Raw genomic sequence first — 14,119 nt, 5'->3', positions numbered from 1 at the left:
CCCGGGACGGAGACGAGAATGGCTTTGGAAAAGGACGTCTTGGACCAGCTTCTCGACACGCTGTCGCGCTTCGTGCGCGAGCGGCTGGTGCCGCTGGAGCACAAGGTCGCGGAAGAGGACGAGATTCCCCCGGCGATCGTCGAGGAGATGCGCGCGATGGGCCTGTTCGGCCTGTCCATCCCGGAGGAGTATGGCGGGCTCGGCCTGTCGATGGAGGAGGAGGTGCAGGTCGCCTTCCAGATCGGCCAGACCTCCCCGGCCTTCCGCTCGCTGATCGGGACGAACAACGGCATCGGCTCGCAGGGGATCGTCATCGACGGCACCGAGGAGCAGAAGCGCCGATACCTGCCCGGGATGGCCGCCGGCGAGATCATCGGCTCCTTCGCGCTGACCGAGCCGGAGGCCGGCTCCGACGCCGGCTCGCTGCGCACCACCGCCCGGCGCGACGGCGACCATTACGTCCTGAACGGCACCAAGCGCTACATCACCAACGCGCCGCACGCCGGCCTGTTCACCGTCTTCGCCCGGACCGACCTGGAAAGCCGGGACGCCCGCGGCGTCAGCGCCTTCCTGGTGGAGGCCGGAACCCCCGGCCTGTCGCTCGGCCCCAACGACCGGAAGATGGGCCAGAAGGGCGCCCACACCTGCGACGTGATCTTCGAGGACTGCCGCGTCCCGGCCAGCGCCATCCTGGGCGGCAAGGAGGGGCAGGGCTTCAAGACGGCGATGAAGGTACTGGACCGCGGCCGCCTGCACATCTCCGCCGTCTGCGTCGGGGCGGCCGAGCGGCTGATCCGCGACAGCCTCGCCTACGCCATGGAGCGCAAGCAGTTCGGCCAGCCGATCGCCGAATTCCAGCTCGTCCAGGCGATGCTGGCCGACAGCCGGACCGAGGCCTATGCCGGCCGCTGCATGGTGCTGGAGACGGCGCGCAGGAAGGATGCCGGGCAGACCGTCAGCACCGATGCCGCCTGCTGCAAGCTGTTCTGCGCCGAGATGGTCGGGCGCGTCGCCGACCGGGCGGTGCAGATCCATGGCGGCGCCGGCTACATCGCCGACTACGGCATCGAGCGCTTCTTCCGCGACGTGCGGCTGTTCCGCATCTACGAGGGCACGACGCAGATCCAGCAGCTCGTCATCGCCCGCAACATGATCCGGGAGGCCCGGTGACCGTGGCCGCGCAAACTCCCGATTTCGCCGCCCCCGATTTCGCCGAGATGGTGGCGGCGCTGCCGCGGCGCATCAGCCACCCCGCCCTCGCCTGGGCCGAGACGACCCCCGACGCCCCCGCGCTGAACGACGGCCGGGAGGAGTGGAGCTACCGCCGCTTCGGCGAGGCGATCCGCCGGATGGCCGGGCACCTCGACCGGCTGGGCGTGCGCGGCGGCGACCGGCTGATGATCGTCGGCGAGAACGGGCTGGCGCTGGTCACGCTGATCATGGCGGCGAGCGAGCGCAACGCCTGGCCGGTGATCGTCAACGCCCGGCTGTCCGACCGCGAGATCGACACCATCCGCGACCATTGCCGGCCGCGCCGGATGGTCTTCACCGACGCCATCTCCCCCGACGCGGCGGCCCATGCCCGGCGCAGCGGGGCGGAGCCGCTCGGCGACGGCGACCTGCCGCCGATGGCGGTCGGCCCGCTGCTGGAGGCCGAGCCGGAACCGGTCCATCTCGACGGCGCGCGGCAGGTCGGGGCGCTGATCTACACCTCCGGCACCACCGGCCACCCCAAGGGGGTGATGCTGTCCCACCGCGGGCTGCTGTTCGTCGCGGCGGTGTCCGGCCACATGCGCGGCCTGACGGGGGCCGACCACACCTATGGGGTGCTGCCGGTCAGCCATGTCTTCGGCCTCGCCTCCACCTGCCTCGGCACGCTCTATGCCGGCGGCTGCCTGCACACCATCGCCCGCTTCGCCCCGGCCGACGTGTGGCGGGCGCTGCGCGAGGACGGCATCACCGTCTTCCAGGGCGTGCCGGCGATGTACGCCAAGCTGATCGAGCATCTGAAGGTCACCGGCTCGCCGCCGCAGGCGCCGCACCTGCGCTACCTGTCGTCGGGCGGTTCGGTGCTGGACCTGGAGCTGAAGCAGGAGGTCGAGGCGACCTTCGGCCTGACGCTGCACAACGGCTACGGCCTGACGGAATGCTCCCCCACCGTGACGCAGACCCGGCTGGACGCGCCGCGCGCCGACACCTCCATCGGTCCGCCGCTGCCGCTGATCGAGGTGCGCTTCGTCGACCATGCCACCGGCCGCGACATGCCGGCCGGCGAGCCGGGCGAGCTGTGGGTGAAGGCGCCCAACGTGATGCTGGGCTACTACCACGAGCCGGCGCTGACCAGCCAGGTGCTGACCGACGACGGCTGGCTGAAGACCGGCGACGTGGCGCGGCAGGAGCCGGACGGCTGCATCGCCGTGGTCGGCCGCATCCGCGAGATCGTCATCCGCTCCGGCTTCAACGTCTACCCGGAGGAGGTCGAGGGCGTGCTGACCAGCCACCCCGCGGTGACTCTGGCCGCGGTGGTCGGCGTCGCCGCGGCGGGCAACGAGGAGGTGGTCGCCTTCGTGCAGTTCGTTCCCGGCCGCGGCGCGACCGAGGAGGAGCTGAAGGCCTTCGCCGCCGAACGGCTGGCCCCCTACAAGCGGCCGGCGCGCATCGTCGCGCTGGACGCCCTGCCGGCCAGCCCGACCGGCAAGCTGCTGAAGAGCGGCCTGCGCGGCCTCGCCGCCGAGGTGATGGCGCAAGGAGCGGGAAACGGCGCCTGACGCGGCGCCCGCAATCAATAATTACGCGCCCGCGCGACGGGTGCACGACAGACCGGGAAGGAAAAGCTGCATGAAACGGACGCTCACCCAACTGGCCGCCACCGTCGCCCTCGGCGTGGCGCTCGGCGCCTCCTCGCTGGCCCAGGCGAAGGAGTTCCTGCTCGGCTCCGAGCTGCCGCTGACCGGCAACCTCGCCCGCGTCGGCCAGGGCATGCACGAGGGCATCGCCGTGGCGATCGAGATGGCCAACCGTGCCTATGCCGGCAAGCACAGCTTCAAGGTCTCGACCATCGACGACGAGACCAATCCGGCCAAGGCGGTCGCCGCGGTGGAGCGGCTGATCGGCGACGGGGCGGTGGCGCTGACCGGCGGCTACGGCTCCAACATCATCGGACCGGCGTCCGAGGCGGCGCAGAAGGCCGGCGTCGTCTACATCACCTCGGGCGGCGTGACGCCGGAGCTGACCGCCCGCGGCTATCCCACCTTCTTCCGCATCAACAACTCCGAGGGCTACGCCAAGGCCATGATCGGCCTGCTGGAGGACATGGGCGTCAAGAAGGTCTCGGTCGTCTATCTGAACAAGGACGCCACCACCAACCTCGCCAAGCAGGTGCAGTCCGCCCTGTCGGCCAAGGGCGTCACTGTCGGCATGCACGAGTTCGACGCCGCCACCAGCGACTTCAAGCCGCTGCTGAACAAGGTGAAGCTGCAGGACCGCTCCGAGGCCATCGCCATGGTGGGCTACGAGAACGACTATGTCGGCATTCTGCGCGCCGCCAAGGTGCTGAAGCCCCAGGTCAAGGCGGTGGTCGGGGTCTGGTCGCTGGCGACCGCCCAGATGGCCAAGGAATTCCCCGACCTGATGGAGAATGTCTACGGCACCTCCATGCTGCCCTACCCGGTGGAGTTCACCCAGCCCGAGGCGCTGGAGTTCGCGGCCGAATACAAGAAACTGTTCAACAAGGAGCCGGACTATCTCGGCCAGTTCGGCTATGTGCAGACCCGCCTGCTGATCGACGCCATCGTCCGCGCCGAGGAGGCCGGCACGCTGGCCAAGGGCGGCCTGGCGGACGAGCTGCGCAGGACCGACGCGCAGACGCTGATCGGCCGCGTCACCTTCGACGCCAAGGGCGACAACACCAACTTCTCCCACCGCATGGGCCAGCACCAGACCGGCAAGGTCGTGCTGGTGTGGCCGAAGGACGCCGCCAACGGCGCGATGAGGTTCCCCGGCGTTCCGTGGTGATCCGGTCCCCCTCTTCCCCGCCAGGGGGAGAGGGAGGGTGAGGGGGCGGCACCGGCGCGACCCCGCCAGTCCCGCAAGGACGTCCCCCTCGTCCCGCCCCCGTCACAGAGGTGACGCAGCGCTCAGCGAAAGGCGCAACATGTTCGAACTGATCCTTCAGGCCCTGTTCTCCGGCGTGCTCGCCGGGGGCTATTACGCCACGGTGGCGGTCGGGCTGGCGCTGGTGTTCGGCACCATGCGGGTCATCAATCTGGCCCACGGCGAACTCGTGCTGCTGGCCGCCTACATCGCCTATGCGGCGGAGTCACGCTACGGGATGAACCCGGTCGCGGCGATCCCCTTCGCCCTGCTGATCGTCGGCGCGACCTCGGCGGCGATCTACGGGCTGCTCAGCCGGATCGAGGAGGACCGCGAGATCAACTCGCTGATCCTGACCTTCGGCATCGGCATCATCCTGACCAACGCCATCCTGATGATCTGGGCGGCCGACATCCATTCGACGACCGACGCCTGGTTCCAGGACTCGATGGTGATCGCCGACACGCTGTTCGCCATGCGGGCGGAGGTGGTCTTCTTCGTCGGCGGCCTCGCGCTGATGGCCGGCGTCTACTGGTGGCTGAACCACAGCTGGCAGGGCCGCGCCGTGCGGGCGCTGTCGTCCAACCGCAACGCGGCCAAGCTGATGGGCGTCAACCCGCGGCAGACGGAGGTGCTGTCCTTCCTGCTGGCGGCCCTGCTCGCCACCTTCGCCGGCATCGCGATCTACACCGGCAAGACGATCTTCCCGGCGCTGGGCCACGTCATGACGGTGAAGGCCTTCATCATCACCGTTCTGGCCGGACTGGGCTCCATCCCCGGCGTGCTGGTCGGCGCGCTGATGATCGGGGTGATCGAATCGCTCACCGTCACCTTCTTCTCGGCCTCGCTGCAGGAGCTGGCCGGGATGATCCTCTTCCTCGTCGTGCTGTTCGTCTCGCCCTCGGGCCTGTTCGGCGGCAGAAAGGCGCTCGCCCGATGAAAGCAGTGGTTCTGATCGCGGTCCTGGCGCTCGCCTATGTCGGGGTGCCGCTGGTCTTCGGCGGCAACGCCTACATCCTCGGCCTGATCGTCGCCGCCCTGACCATCGCCGGCGTCTCGGTGGCCTGGGCGCTGCTGGGCAACCTGGGCGGCATGGTCAGCTTCGGGCACGCCGCCTTCTTCGGCGTGGGCTCCTACGTCTCGGCGGTGCTGGCGATGAAGCTGGGGGTGCCGGTCTTCGCGGCGATGGTGCTGGGCGGGGTCGGGGCGGCCGTCGCCTCGGTCGCCACCATGCCGGCGCTGCGGCTGAAGGGGCCCTACTTCGCGCTGGCGATGCTGGCCTACGCCCACATCTTCCAGATCCTGGCGACCGAGATGACCCCGGTCACCGGCGGCGCCGGCGGGCTGCTGTCGATCCCGCGCTTCCCGACCGTGATGGGGGTGGAGTTCGGCGAGAAGACCGGCGGCTACCTCATCGTGCTGACCATCGTCGTGCTGGCGGCGCTGGCCTATGACGCCATCCGGCGCAGCGCCTGGGGGCTGGCGCTGAAGGCGATGCACGACACCGAGCAGGCGACCCGCGTCGTCGGGGTGCCCAGCACGCACCTGAAGGCGGCGATGCTGGTGCTGTCGGCCTTCATCACCGGGGTGGTCGGCGCCTTCAACGCCCACTTCATCAGCTTCCTGCAGCCGGACTACGCCTTCGCCTCGACCTGGACCGTGCTGCCGATCGCGGCGGCGATCTTCGGCGGCTACCGCACGGTGTGGGGGCCGGTGGTGGGGTCGCTGGCGATCTACCTGCTCGACCAGCTCGTCTTCAAGGAGCTGATGCCGCACGGGCACCAGCTCGTCCTCGGCGCCCTGCTGTGCGTGATGATCCTGTTCAGCCCCGGCGGCCTGATGCCTCTGCTGGTCCGCCGCCGCCGCCGCAAGAAGGAAGGAGTGCAGGCCCATGCTCACGCTTGAGGGGGTGCAGGTCCGCTTCGGCGGCGTGCAGGCGCTGAAGAGCGCCAGCTTCTCGGTCGCCGAGGGGGAGACCATCGGCCTCGTCGGGCCGAACGGGGCGGGCAAGACCACGCTGTTCAACGTCATCTCCGGCGTGGTGAAGCCGACGGAGGGCCGGCTGGAGTTCCGCGGCCGGTCGCTGCTGACGCTGCCGGAATGGAAGCGGGCGCGGCTCGGCATCGGGCGCAGCTTCCAGATTCCCCGGCCGCTCGGTCACTGCACGGTGCGCGAGAACCTGATCGTCGCCCAGCGCTTCGGCGCCGGGACGGTCGATCCCGAGCGCATCGACGAGATCCTCGACATCCTGAACCTCGCCGGCAAGGCCGACCGCGACGCCACGACCGAGCTGGCGCTGACCGAGCACAAGGCGCTGGAGGTCGGCAAGGCGCTCGCCACCAACCCCAGCCTGCTGCTGCTGGACGAGGTGCTGGCCGGGCTGGAGACCAACAGCAAGCGCGCCTTCATGGAGCGTCTGGCGGCGGTGCGCGAGCGCTTCCGCCTCGCCATGGTGGTGATCGAGCACGACATCCCCACCGTCACGGCGCTGTGCCCAAGGGTGCTGGTGCTGAATTTCGGCCAGATCATCGCCGACGGCACGCCCGACGCCGTCTTCCGCGACCCCGAAGTGATCAGGAGCTATACCGGTGAAGCCGCTGCTTGAGATCGAAAGCCTGCGCGCCGGCTATGGCGCGATCAACGTGCTGTGGGACGTCTCGCTGACGGTGGAGGCCGGCAAGACCACCGTCATCGTCGGCCCCAACGGGGCGGGCAAGACGACGCTGCTGCGCGCCGTCATGGGGCTGATCCCGGTCGAGGGCGGCGACATCCGCGTCGACGGCGCCAGCCGCAGGGGGGCGAAGACCTGGGACACCGTGGCCAGCGGAATCGTGATGATCCCGGAAGGCCGGATGATCTTCCCCGACATGACGGTGGAGGACAACCTGATGATGGGGGCCTTCCCGCGCGGCTGCCGGCGCGACTGGAAGCGCAACAAGGAGATGGTGTTCGAGATGTTCCCCCGTCTGGTGGAACGCCGCCACCAGATCGCCGGCACGCTGTCGGGCGGCGAGGCGCAGATGCTCGCCATCGGCCGCGGGCTGATGGAACAGCCGCGCGTCTGCCTGATCGACGAGCCGTCGCTGGGGCTGGCGCCCGTTGTGGTGGACGAGATCTTCCGCATCCTGGGCCGCCTGCGCGACCAGGGCATGACCATCGTGCTGGTGGAGCAGAACACCAGCCGGGCGCTGAAGATCGCCGACCAGGTCTATCTGATGCAGTCGGGCAAGGTGGTGATGTCGGAGCGCGGCGACCGGGTGGATCTGGATCGCCTGCATGCGCTCTACTTCGCGCATGAAACGGCTGCCTGAGGGGAAAGCGTCCATGACCGCTGAGCTGGTGGATCTGCTGAACGGGGAGGAGCCGTCCGGCTTCCAGAAGCTGCTGGGCTACCGGCTGGTCCGCTGGCAGGAGGGCGAGGCGGAGCTGGAGATGCCCGTCGACCAGCGGCACCTCAACCGCGCCGGCGTGGTGCATGGCGGGGTGCTGACCACGCTGCTCGACACCGCCATGGGCTTCTCGGCGACCTATTGCCCTTTTCCCGGCCGCGTCCGCCGGGTGGTGACGCTGTCGCTGTCCACAAGTTTCCTTGGCCAGGCGCGCGAGGGTGACGTATACGTCATAGGGCGACTGCGCGGGGGAGGCCGGAAGATCATCGGCGCCGCCGGCGAGGTCCGCCACCGCGGGACCGGCGCCCTGCTGGCCACCGCGGAGGGCATGTTCAAATACAGGCCGGGAAGCGAATCGGCGGAGGGAACGCAGCTATGACGGGGCAGGTGACGGTTACGCAGGCGGGGCGGGTTCTGGTTCTGACGCTCGACCAGCCGGAGACCAAGAACGCGCTGGGTCCGGAGATGATGGAGGCGGCGCGCGACGCGCTGATCCGGGCGACCGAGGATCCGGGGATCGGCGCGGTGGTGCTGACGGGGGCCAACGGCACCTTCTGTTCCGGCGGGAATCTCGGCCGGCTGATGAAGAACGCGCAGGCCGACCCGGCGGTGATCCGCGGCAATCTCGACCGCTTCCATGGCTGGGTGCGGGCGATGCGGACCTGCCCGAAGCCGATCGTCGCCGCCATCGAGGGGGCGGCGGCCGGGGCCGGCTTCTCCATCGCGCTCGGCTGCGACCTGATCGTGGCGGCGGAGGATGCGGTCTTCACGCTGGCCTACGTCAAGGTCGGGCTGAACCCGGATGGCGGCGCCTCCGCCTTCCTGACGCGGGCGGTGACGCCGCAGCTCGCCGCCGAGATCATGTTCGAGGGCGGGCGGATCGGTACGCAGCGGCTGGCCCAGCTCGCCGTCGTCAACCGGGTGGTGGCGCCGGGCACGGCGCTGCAGGAGGCGATGGCCTGGGCGGAGCGGCTGGCCGACGGGCCGGCGGTCGCCATCGGCCGCGCCAAGGCGCTGATCGAGGCCGGCTTCGGCGCGCCCGACGCCCAGCTCGACCGCGAGGCCGACTTCTTCGCCGAGGCGCTGCGCCATCCCGAGGCGGCCGAGGGCATCGCCGCCTTCTTCGAGAAGCGGCCGGCCCGCTTCCCGCGGGGGTGAGCGGCATGGAGTTCCGCACCCGCCTGACCGACCTGTTCGGCATCCGCCTGCCCATCGTGGCGGGCGGGCTGCACTGGCTCGCCAACGCCGACTATGTGGCGGCGGCGGGCCGGGCCGGCATGATCGGCTTCATCACCGCCGCCAGCTTTCCCGACGACGCCGGCCTGCGCGACGAGATCCGCCGCTGCCGCGACCTGTGCGAGGGCGCGCCCTTCGGCGTCAACGTCTCGATGCTGCCCAAGCTGGTGCAGGGGGAGCGGACGGACGCCATCTTCGACCTGATCGTCCGGGAGGAGGTGCGCTTCGTCGAGACCTCCGGCCGCAGTCCGGAGGCCTACATCCCCCGTCTGCACGCCGCCGGGATCAAGGTGATCCACAAGGTGCCGGCGGTCCGCTTCGCCCGCAAGGCGGCGGCGGTGGGGGCCGACGCCGTCACGGTGGTCGGAGCGGAATGCGGTGGCCATCCCGGCCTCGACCTCGTCGGCAGCATCGTGCAGGCGGTGCTGGCGGCGCGCGACGTGCCGGTTCCGGTCGCGGTCGGCGGCGGCATCGGCACGGGCGAGCAGCTCGTCGCGGCGCTCGCCATGGGGGCGGAGGGGGTGACCATCGGCACCCGCTTCCTGGTCGCCGAGGAGATCTGGGCGCACCCCGACTTCAAGCGGCGGCTGATCGAGACGGACGAGACGGGGACCGAGCTGATCCTGTCGAGCCTGCGCAACACCATGCGCGTGCTGCGCAACGAGACCAGCCGGCAGGTGGCGGCCATCGAGGCGGCCGGGGAGGGCAGCCTGGAGACGTTGCTGCCGCATGTCTCGGGCAAGCTCGGCCGGGTCGCCTACGAGACGGGCGACACCAGCCGCGGCGCCCTGTCGGTCGGCCACTCCGTCGCCTTCGCCGACCGCATCGAGCCTCTCGCCGCCATCGTCGCCCGGCTGGAGGCGGAGGCGGAACGGGCGATCGACCGGCTGTCGGCGGTGGTGCGGCGATAACCTCCGGCGGCGATCCGGGGGCAACAACAGCGGCGGTCCGCCTGTTGGACGGAGGAATGATCCCGCAACCTCCAGGAGGACCGTCACCATGTCCGACAAGCCCAAGCAGCCGGACCAGCAGCCGCAGACCGACAAGCCGCAGAAGGACCGGACCGGCGGCGAGCGCAGCCTGACCGAAAAGGAAGAGCAGCGCCGCGGCGGCGAGAACAAGAACACGCCGGGTCCGGTCTACGACGTGTGATGCCGGCGGCCATGGATGCCGGACCGGTCAGGGCGGGGGCGTCGCGCCTTCGCTCCCGGCTGCCAGCTCCGCGCGCAGGTTCCAGGCCGTCGGCACCGGGTTGGGCGGCAGGAGCAGGAACAGTTCCACCTCCGCATCGCGGTCGGTGAGCGGGCGGAAGACGATGTAGTGGGAGCGGTGGCGCGCCACCGCGGCCGGCACGACGGCGATGCCGGCCCCCGCTCCGACCAGCCCCAGCAGCGACGCCATCTCCGCCGTCTCCAGCGCGACCTGCGGGCGGATGCCGGCGGCGTCGAACAGCCGGTCGAGCAGGTCGTTGAGCGCGGTGCCGAGATGCCGCGCCATGGTGACGAAACGCTCCTCCCGCAACTCCTCCAGCGATACCGTGTCGCGGTCCGACAGGGGATGGTCCTGCGGCAGCGCGACCAGCAGCCGTTCCCGCGAGACGACGACCCGCCGCTCCGCCGGCCAGTCGCGGACAAGCTCCGGCAGCGGCCCGCGGACCAGGGCCAGGTCGATGCGCTCGGCCTCCAGCTCGTGCGTGTTGGCGCGGGTGGTGCCTTCCGCCAGCCGGATGTCCACCGCCGGATAGCGGCGGCGGTAGCGCACGATGGCCCGCAGCACATCGTCGGAATAGAGCGCCGAGGCGGAATAACCGATGCGCAGTGCCCCAACCTCGCCGCTCGCCGCCCGGCGCGCCGCCTCCGCCCCCGCGTCGGCCGTGCGCAGCACCTGGTAGGCGTAGCGCAGGAAGGCCTCCCCCGCCGCGGTCAGCCGCACGCCGCGGCGGTTGCGGTCGAACAGGCGGACGCGGAGCTGGTCCTCCAGCGCCTTGATCTGCTGGCTCAGCGGCGGTTGCGACAGGTTCAGCCGGGCGGCGGCGCGCCCGAAATGCAGCTCCTCCGCCACGGCGACGAAGCAGGTGATCTGGCGAAAGTCCATCAGGGCCGTCCCGGTGATCCGATTTCCGTCTCACAGCCATCAAAGGTAGTATTTCACACAGGCTTCGGCGCGTGTCTAGCATCGCCGCATGACCGCCTCACCCGACAGCCTCGCCGGCCTTGACGCAACCGGCTCCACCGGACGGTGGCGCGACCATCTGGTGATGCTCGGCTGCGCCATGGTCGGCTTCAGCAGCCTCTACCTCACGCAATCGCTGGGGACCGAGCTGCAGAGGCTGCACGGGCTGTCGGTGCAGGAATGCGCGGCCCTGCTGACCGCGACGACCCTCGGCCTCGCCGTGGCGTCGCCGCTGGCCGGACTGCTGGTGCAGCGGGCGGGGCCGCGGCGGGCGCTGCTCGCCGGGCTCGCCCTGCTCGGGCTGCTCGACGCCGGGCTTGCGGTGGCCGGTGATTTCCCGGCGCTGCTGGTGCTGCGGACGGTGCAGGGGATCGCCATGCCGATGGTGCTGTCCGCCCTGCTGACCAGCATTGAGCGGCAGCCCTCCGCCCGCGCCGCGCTCGGCATCTCCGCGACCTACGTGATGGGGACGGTCTGCGGCGGGGTGATCGGGCGGCTGCTGCCGGCGTCGCTGGTGCCGGCGTTCGGCTGGGCCCCGGCGTTCCTGGCGCTGGCCGCGCTGCACGGGCTGGCGGTGCTGCTGGCGCTCGCCGGCTTCCGCGGCGGTCCGGCGGGGCGGCGTGGGGCGGCGCCGCGGGAGCGGCGGCAGGGGGGCGGGCCGACGCTGACGGCGGTCTATGCCGGCGGGTTCGCCCTGCTCTTCTCGCAGATCGCGGTCTTCACCTACATCGCCTTCCGGCTGGCGGAGCCGCCCTTCGGCTGGAGCACGGCGGCGCTCGGCAGTCTCTACCTCGTCTTCCTGCCGTCGCTCGCCTTCGTGCACGGGTCGCGGCAGGTGGTCACCGGGATCGGCCACGCCCGGGCGGTCGCGGCGGCGGCGGCGGTCGCCTGGTGCGGCCTGCTGGCGACGCTGACCGATCTGCCGGCGGCGATCATCGCCGGTCTCGTGGCCTTCAGCACCGCCGTCTTCTTCGTGCAGGCGGTGCTGGCCCACGCGCTCAGCCTCTGCCCGGCGGCGTCCGGGGCGCGGGCGAGCGGCGGCTATCTCTTCTTCTACTATCTGGGCGGCAGCCTCGGCTCGATGGCTCCGGCCCTGCTGTGGCCGCGCTTCGGCTGGGCGGGCTGCCTCGGCCTCGTCGCGGCGCTGCAACTGTCGCTGGCGGCACTGGCCTGGGCCGCGCCGGCGGCGGGCGGCACCCGCCGCCCCGACAAGCGCAAGGCCTGAAACTGGAGGGGAACCGATGCAGGACTTCATGCGCGCGGGCGTCGCCGTGGTGGCGCCCCACCTCGTGCCGCGATGGGATGCCGAAGCGGCGGTGATCCTGGAAACGCTCGACTCCTACCACCGCTACGCCGCTCCCTACCAGGAGATCACCGGCCTGCGGTCGGAGCAGGTGGCCGCCACCCTGCGGGACGACCTGCGCAGCGTGGCCCCCAGCATGGCGGCCTTCGTCGACCATCTGCAGGCCAACCTCCAGGCCGCCGGCTGCGCGGCCTTCGTGCCGGAACTCGGGCTCGGCGGGTTCGACGCCGACCGGCGGGCGCGGCTGCTCTATGCCCTGGCCGCCTGCATCGGCATGCCGTCGCCGACCGATGCCCGCGACGGCCGCATCGTCTGGGACGTGGTGCCGCGCCGCACGGCGGGCGATTACTACGCCACCTTCTCGGAGCATGACGGCGAGGCGGCGTTCCACACCGACACGCAGTATTATCCGGCACCGGAGCGCTGGATCGCGCTCTATGTGATGACGCCCGCCCGCTGCGGCGGCGGCCTGTCGATCCTGTGCGACGGCGAGGCCGTCCGCGACGCGCTGGACGGGCCGGAGACCCGCTGGGCCCGGCAGGTGCTGGAAGGCCAGCCGCTTCCCTTCCGGGTGCCCAGCGTCTTCTCCACCGACCGGCGGCCGGGCGTGGTCCAGGCCACCGTCGCCCCGGTCTTCTCCTCCTGCCCCGGCGTGCGCTACCGCCGCGATACGCTGCTCGACGGCTGGTCCCACTTTCCGGACTACCGCAGCGCCGAGGCGGAGGCCGCGGTGCGGGTCCTGGAGGCGGAACTGGTCCGCACCCCGCATGCCGTGCGCTTCGCCATGCCGCGGGACAGCCTGCTGGTCGCCGACAACCACCGGGCGCTGCATGCCCGCACCGCCTTCAGCGACCGGCAGCGCCATCTGCTGCGCATCCGCATGCGGGGGGAGGAGCGGCGGGAGGCCATGGGGTTCCCGATGGTGTCGACGGTCCGTGCCGAGGCGCTGGAGACCGGCAGGTGAGGCCGTCCATGGTCAGGAGAGCAGCGCCATCGTCGGGTCCGGCGGCTCCCGCGGTTCCGGCACGGCATCCTCCAGCGCCCTCGCCACGTCGTCCAGCGGCAGGGCGACCCGCAGCGGCTCCGCACGGCCGGACAGATGGATCTCGGTGATGCCGTCGGCGGCGGCGCGCAGGAACAGCACGCCGGCCCCGTTCAGCATCACGGCGGCCCCGGCGGTATCGGTCAGCTCGACAAACCTCATGCCCTGCTCCCCTGTCGTTCTGCCAAGGCGACGCTGTTCCGAAGCGTCGTTCCTCAGAAGCAACAAACAAGGCGGATGGTGTGTTTTGCTCCCGACCCCGGCCGGTTCAAAGGGTGATACCCCTCCGGCCTCTTGAACCGGGACAGGCCGCGACAAACATGGGCGGTTCGACCCGCCCTGCCCGATGCGACGGGGCGCGGCCCGGGTCCGGGAATTCCTTTTGGGAGCACGTGCCTTGAAGCTGCTCGTCGTGGAAGACGATCCGTTGATCGGTCCGGCCGTGAAGGCTGTGCTGGAGAATGCCGGTTACACGGTCGTCGGGCCGCTGCGTGATGCGAACAAAGCCGCCCGCCTTGGCGCCAGGGAGCGTCCGGACCTCGCGCTCGTCGACGTCTATCTCGCCGGGGGCGAGACCGGGCTGACGCTGGCCCGCCGCCTGTGGGAGGACAACAGGATCCCCTCGCTGCTGCTCACCGGCTTCGACCATCATGGGGAAGCCGCGCGCGACTTCGCCATCGGCCTGCTGCGCAAGCCGGTGATGCCCGATGCGCTGGTCGACGCCATCGGCGCGGTCGGCGAACTCCTGGGGGGCCTGCGCCCCAGCTACATCCCGCCGTCGCTGGAGCTGTTCCGGTCCCAGGCGGCCCTGGCCGAGATGACGGCGGAGCCTGCCGGCGCCCACCGGGCGCACAGCGCCTGAAGGGAACGCGGCGTCCGGCGCCG

Annotated in this window: 16 protein-coding genes; 14 read left to right on the top strand and 2 right to left on the bottom strand. The window is 71.0% G+C overall.

Annotation, left to right across the window (positions count from 1 at the left end):
- Window positions 1-18 precede the first annotated feature (18 nt).
- From DEW08_RS00385 to DEW08_RS30920, 11 genes are all read left to right on the top strand, one after another.
- Window positions 19-1,170 (top strand): acyl-CoA dehydrogenase family protein, encoded by a 1,152-nt coding sequence (locus tag DEW08_RS00385; RefSeq protein ID WP_109323579.1) that lies wholly within the window; start codon window positions 19-21, stop codon window positions 1,168-1,170.
- Complete coding sequence (locus DEW08_RS00380) at window positions 1,167-2,768, top strand: class I adenylate-forming enzyme family protein (RefSeq protein ID WP_245986034.1); 1,602 nt, start codon at window positions 1,167-1,169, stop codon at window positions 2,766-2,768. Before DEW08_RS00385 ends, DEW08_RS00380 begins: the two co-directional genes overlap by 4 nt.
- Before the next feature lie 70 nt (window positions 2,769-2,838).
- On the top strand, window positions 2,839-4,014 hold the full coding sequence (locus tag DEW08_RS00375; protein ID WP_109323578.1) for an ABC transporter substrate-binding protein: 1,176 nt from the start codon (window positions 2,839-2,841) through the stop codon (window positions 4,012-4,014).
- A 139-nt stretch (window positions 4,015-4,153) separates the two neighbouring features.
- Window positions 4,154-5,032: a branched-chain amino acid ABC transporter permease gene (locus DEW08_RS00370; RefSeq protein WP_109323577.1), complete on the top strand. Its 879-nt coding sequence runs from the start codon at window positions 4,154-4,156 to the stop codon at window positions 5,030-5,032.
- Complete coding sequence (locus DEW08_RS00365) at window positions 5,029-5,997, top strand: branched-chain amino acid ABC transporter permease (protein ID WP_109323576.1); 969 nt, start codon at window positions 5,029-5,031, stop codon at window positions 5,995-5,997. Before DEW08_RS00370 ends, DEW08_RS00365 begins: the two co-directional genes overlap by 4 nt.
- Entirely contained in the window at window positions 5,984-6,697 is a 714-nt protein-coding gene (locus DEW08_RS00360) for an ABC transporter ATP-binding protein (protein ID WP_109323574.1), read from the top strand. The genes DEW08_RS00365 and DEW08_RS00360 overlap by 14 nt, the downstream gene beginning before the upstream one ends.
- The gene (locus DEW08_RS00355) at window positions 6,681-7,403 is read left to right on the top strand and encodes an ABC transporter ATP-binding protein (protein WP_109323573.1); all 723 of its coding nucleotides are present in this window, start codon (window positions 6,681-6,683) and stop codon (window positions 7,401-7,403) included. Before DEW08_RS00360 ends, DEW08_RS00355 begins: the two co-directional genes overlap by 17 nt.
- Before the next feature lie 13 nt (window positions 7,404-7,416).
- Window positions 7,417-7,860, top strand: a complete 444-nt coding sequence (locus DEW08_RS00350) for a PaaI family thioesterase (RefSeq protein ID WP_109323572.1) — start codon at window positions 7,417-7,419, stop codon at window positions 7,858-7,860.
- An 8-nt stretch (window positions 7,861-7,868) separates the two neighbouring features.
- On the top strand, window positions 7,869-8,639 hold the full coding sequence (locus tag DEW08_RS00345) for an oxepin-CoA hydrolase, alternative type (protein ID WP_245986032.1): 771 nt from the start codon (window positions 7,869-7,871) through the stop codon (window positions 8,637-8,639).
- A 5-nt stretch (window positions 8,640-8,644) separates the two neighbouring features.
- A complete protein-coding gene (locus tag DEW08_RS00340; protein WP_181449409.1) occupies window positions 8,645-9,628 on the top strand; it encodes an NAD(P)H-dependent flavin oxidoreductase in 984 nt (327 codons plus the stop codon).
- An 88-nt stretch (window positions 9,629-9,716) separates the two neighbouring features.
- A complete protein-coding gene (locus DEW08_RS30920) occupies window positions 9,717-9,869 on the top strand; it encodes a hypothetical protein (protein ID WP_168220214.1) in 153 nt (50 codons plus the stop codon).
- 27 nt (window positions 9,870-9,896) lie between these two features.
- On the opposite strand, the gene DEW08_RS00335 is transcribed toward DEW08_RS30920, so the two are convergent.
- Window positions 9,897-10,811, bottom strand: a complete 915-nt coding sequence (locus DEW08_RS00335) for a LysR substrate-binding domain-containing protein (RefSeq protein WP_109323564.1) — start codon at window positions 10,809-10,811, stop codon at window positions 9,897-9,899.
- Window positions 10,812-10,899: 88 nt separating this feature from the next.
- On the opposite strand from DEW08_RS00335, the gene DEW08_RS00330 reads away from it, so the two are divergent.
- Window positions 10,900-12,114 (top strand): MFS transporter, encoded by a 1,215-nt coding sequence (locus DEW08_RS00330; RefSeq protein WP_109323563.1) that lies wholly within the window; start codon window positions 10,900-10,902, stop codon window positions 12,112-12,114.
- A 16-nt stretch (window positions 12,115-12,130) separates the two neighbouring features.
- Window positions 12,131-13,156, top strand: a complete 1,026-nt coding sequence (locus DEW08_RS00325; protein ID WP_109323562.1) for a TauD/TfdA family dioxygenase — start codon at window positions 12,131-12,133, stop codon at window positions 13,154-13,156.
- 12 nt (window positions 13,157-13,168) lie between these two features.
- Here DEW08_RS00325 and DEW08_RS00320 read toward each other — a convergent pair whose 3' ends face one another.
- On the bottom strand, window positions 13,169-13,396 hold the full coding sequence (locus tag DEW08_RS00320) for a hypothetical protein (RefSeq protein ID WP_109323561.1): 228 nt from the start codon (window positions 13,394-13,396) through the stop codon (window positions 13,169-13,171).
- 235 nt (window positions 13,397-13,631) lie between these two features.
- Between DEW08_RS00320 and DEW08_RS00315 the strand changes: the two genes are divergently transcribed.
- The gene (locus tag DEW08_RS00315; protein ID WP_109323560.1) at window positions 13,632-14,096 is read left to right on the top strand and encodes a response regulator; all 465 of its coding nucleotides are present in this window, start codon (window positions 13,632-13,634) and stop codon (window positions 14,094-14,096) included.
- Window positions 14,097-14,119 lie beyond the last annotated feature (23 nt).

It is taken from the genome of Azospirillum thermophilum, from assembly GCF_003130795.1.
In the GTDB taxonomy this organism is placed as follows: domain Bacteria; phylum Pseudomonadota; class Alphaproteobacteria; order Azospirillales; family Azospirillaceae; genus Azospirillum; species Azospirillum thermophilum.
Note: the sequence above shows the minus strand (reverse complement) of the source record. Positions and strands in the feature narration are given on the sequence as shown.

Coding starts and splice junctions, on each gene's coding strand:
- DEW08_RS00360 (WP_109323574.1), top strand. CDS start 5,984: ATGCTCACGCTTGAGGGGGTGCAGGTCCGCTTCGGCGGCGTGCAGGCG.
- DEW08_RS00340 (WP_181449409.1), top strand. CDS start 8,645: ATGGAGTTCCGCACCCGCCTGACCGACCTGTTCGGCATCCGCCTGCCC.
- DEW08_RS00365 (WP_109323576.1), top strand. CDS start 5,029: ATGAAAGCAGTGGTTCTGATCGCGGTCCTGGCGCTCGCCTATGTCGGG.
- DEW08_RS30920 (WP_168220214.1), top strand. CDS start 9,717: ATGTCCGACAAGCCCAAGCAGCCGGACCAGCAGCCGCAGACCGACAAG.
- DEW08_RS00320 (WP_109323561.1), bottom strand. CDS start 13,396: ATGAGGTTTGTCGAGCTGACCGATACCGCCGGGGCCGCCGTGATGCTG.
- DEW08_RS00330 (WP_109323563.1), top strand. CDS start 10,900: ATGACCGCCTCACCCGACAGCCTCGCCGGCCTTGACGCAACCGGCTCC.
- DEW08_RS00325 (WP_109323562.1), top strand. CDS start 12,131: ATGCAGGACTTCATGCGCGCGGGCGTCGCCGTGGTGGCGCCCCACCTC.
- DEW08_RS00335 (WP_109323564.1), bottom strand. CDS start 10,811: ATGGACTTTCGCCAGATCACCTGCTTCGTCGCCGTGGCGGAGGAGCTG.
- DEW08_RS00370 (WP_109323577.1), top strand. CDS start 4,154: ATGTTCGAACTGATCCTTCAGGCCCTGTTCTCCGGCGTGCTCGCCGGG.
- DEW08_RS00375 (WP_109323578.1), top strand. CDS start 2,839: ATGAAACGGACGCTCACCCAACTGGCCGCCACCGTCGCCCTCGGCGTG.
- DEW08_RS00385 (WP_109323579.1), top strand. CDS start 19: ATGGCTTTGGAAAAGGACGTCTTGGACCAGCTTCTCGACACGCTGTCG.
- DEW08_RS00350 (WP_109323572.1), top strand. CDS start 7,417: ATGACCGCTGAGCTGGTGGATCTGCTGAACGGGGAGGAGCCGTCCGGC.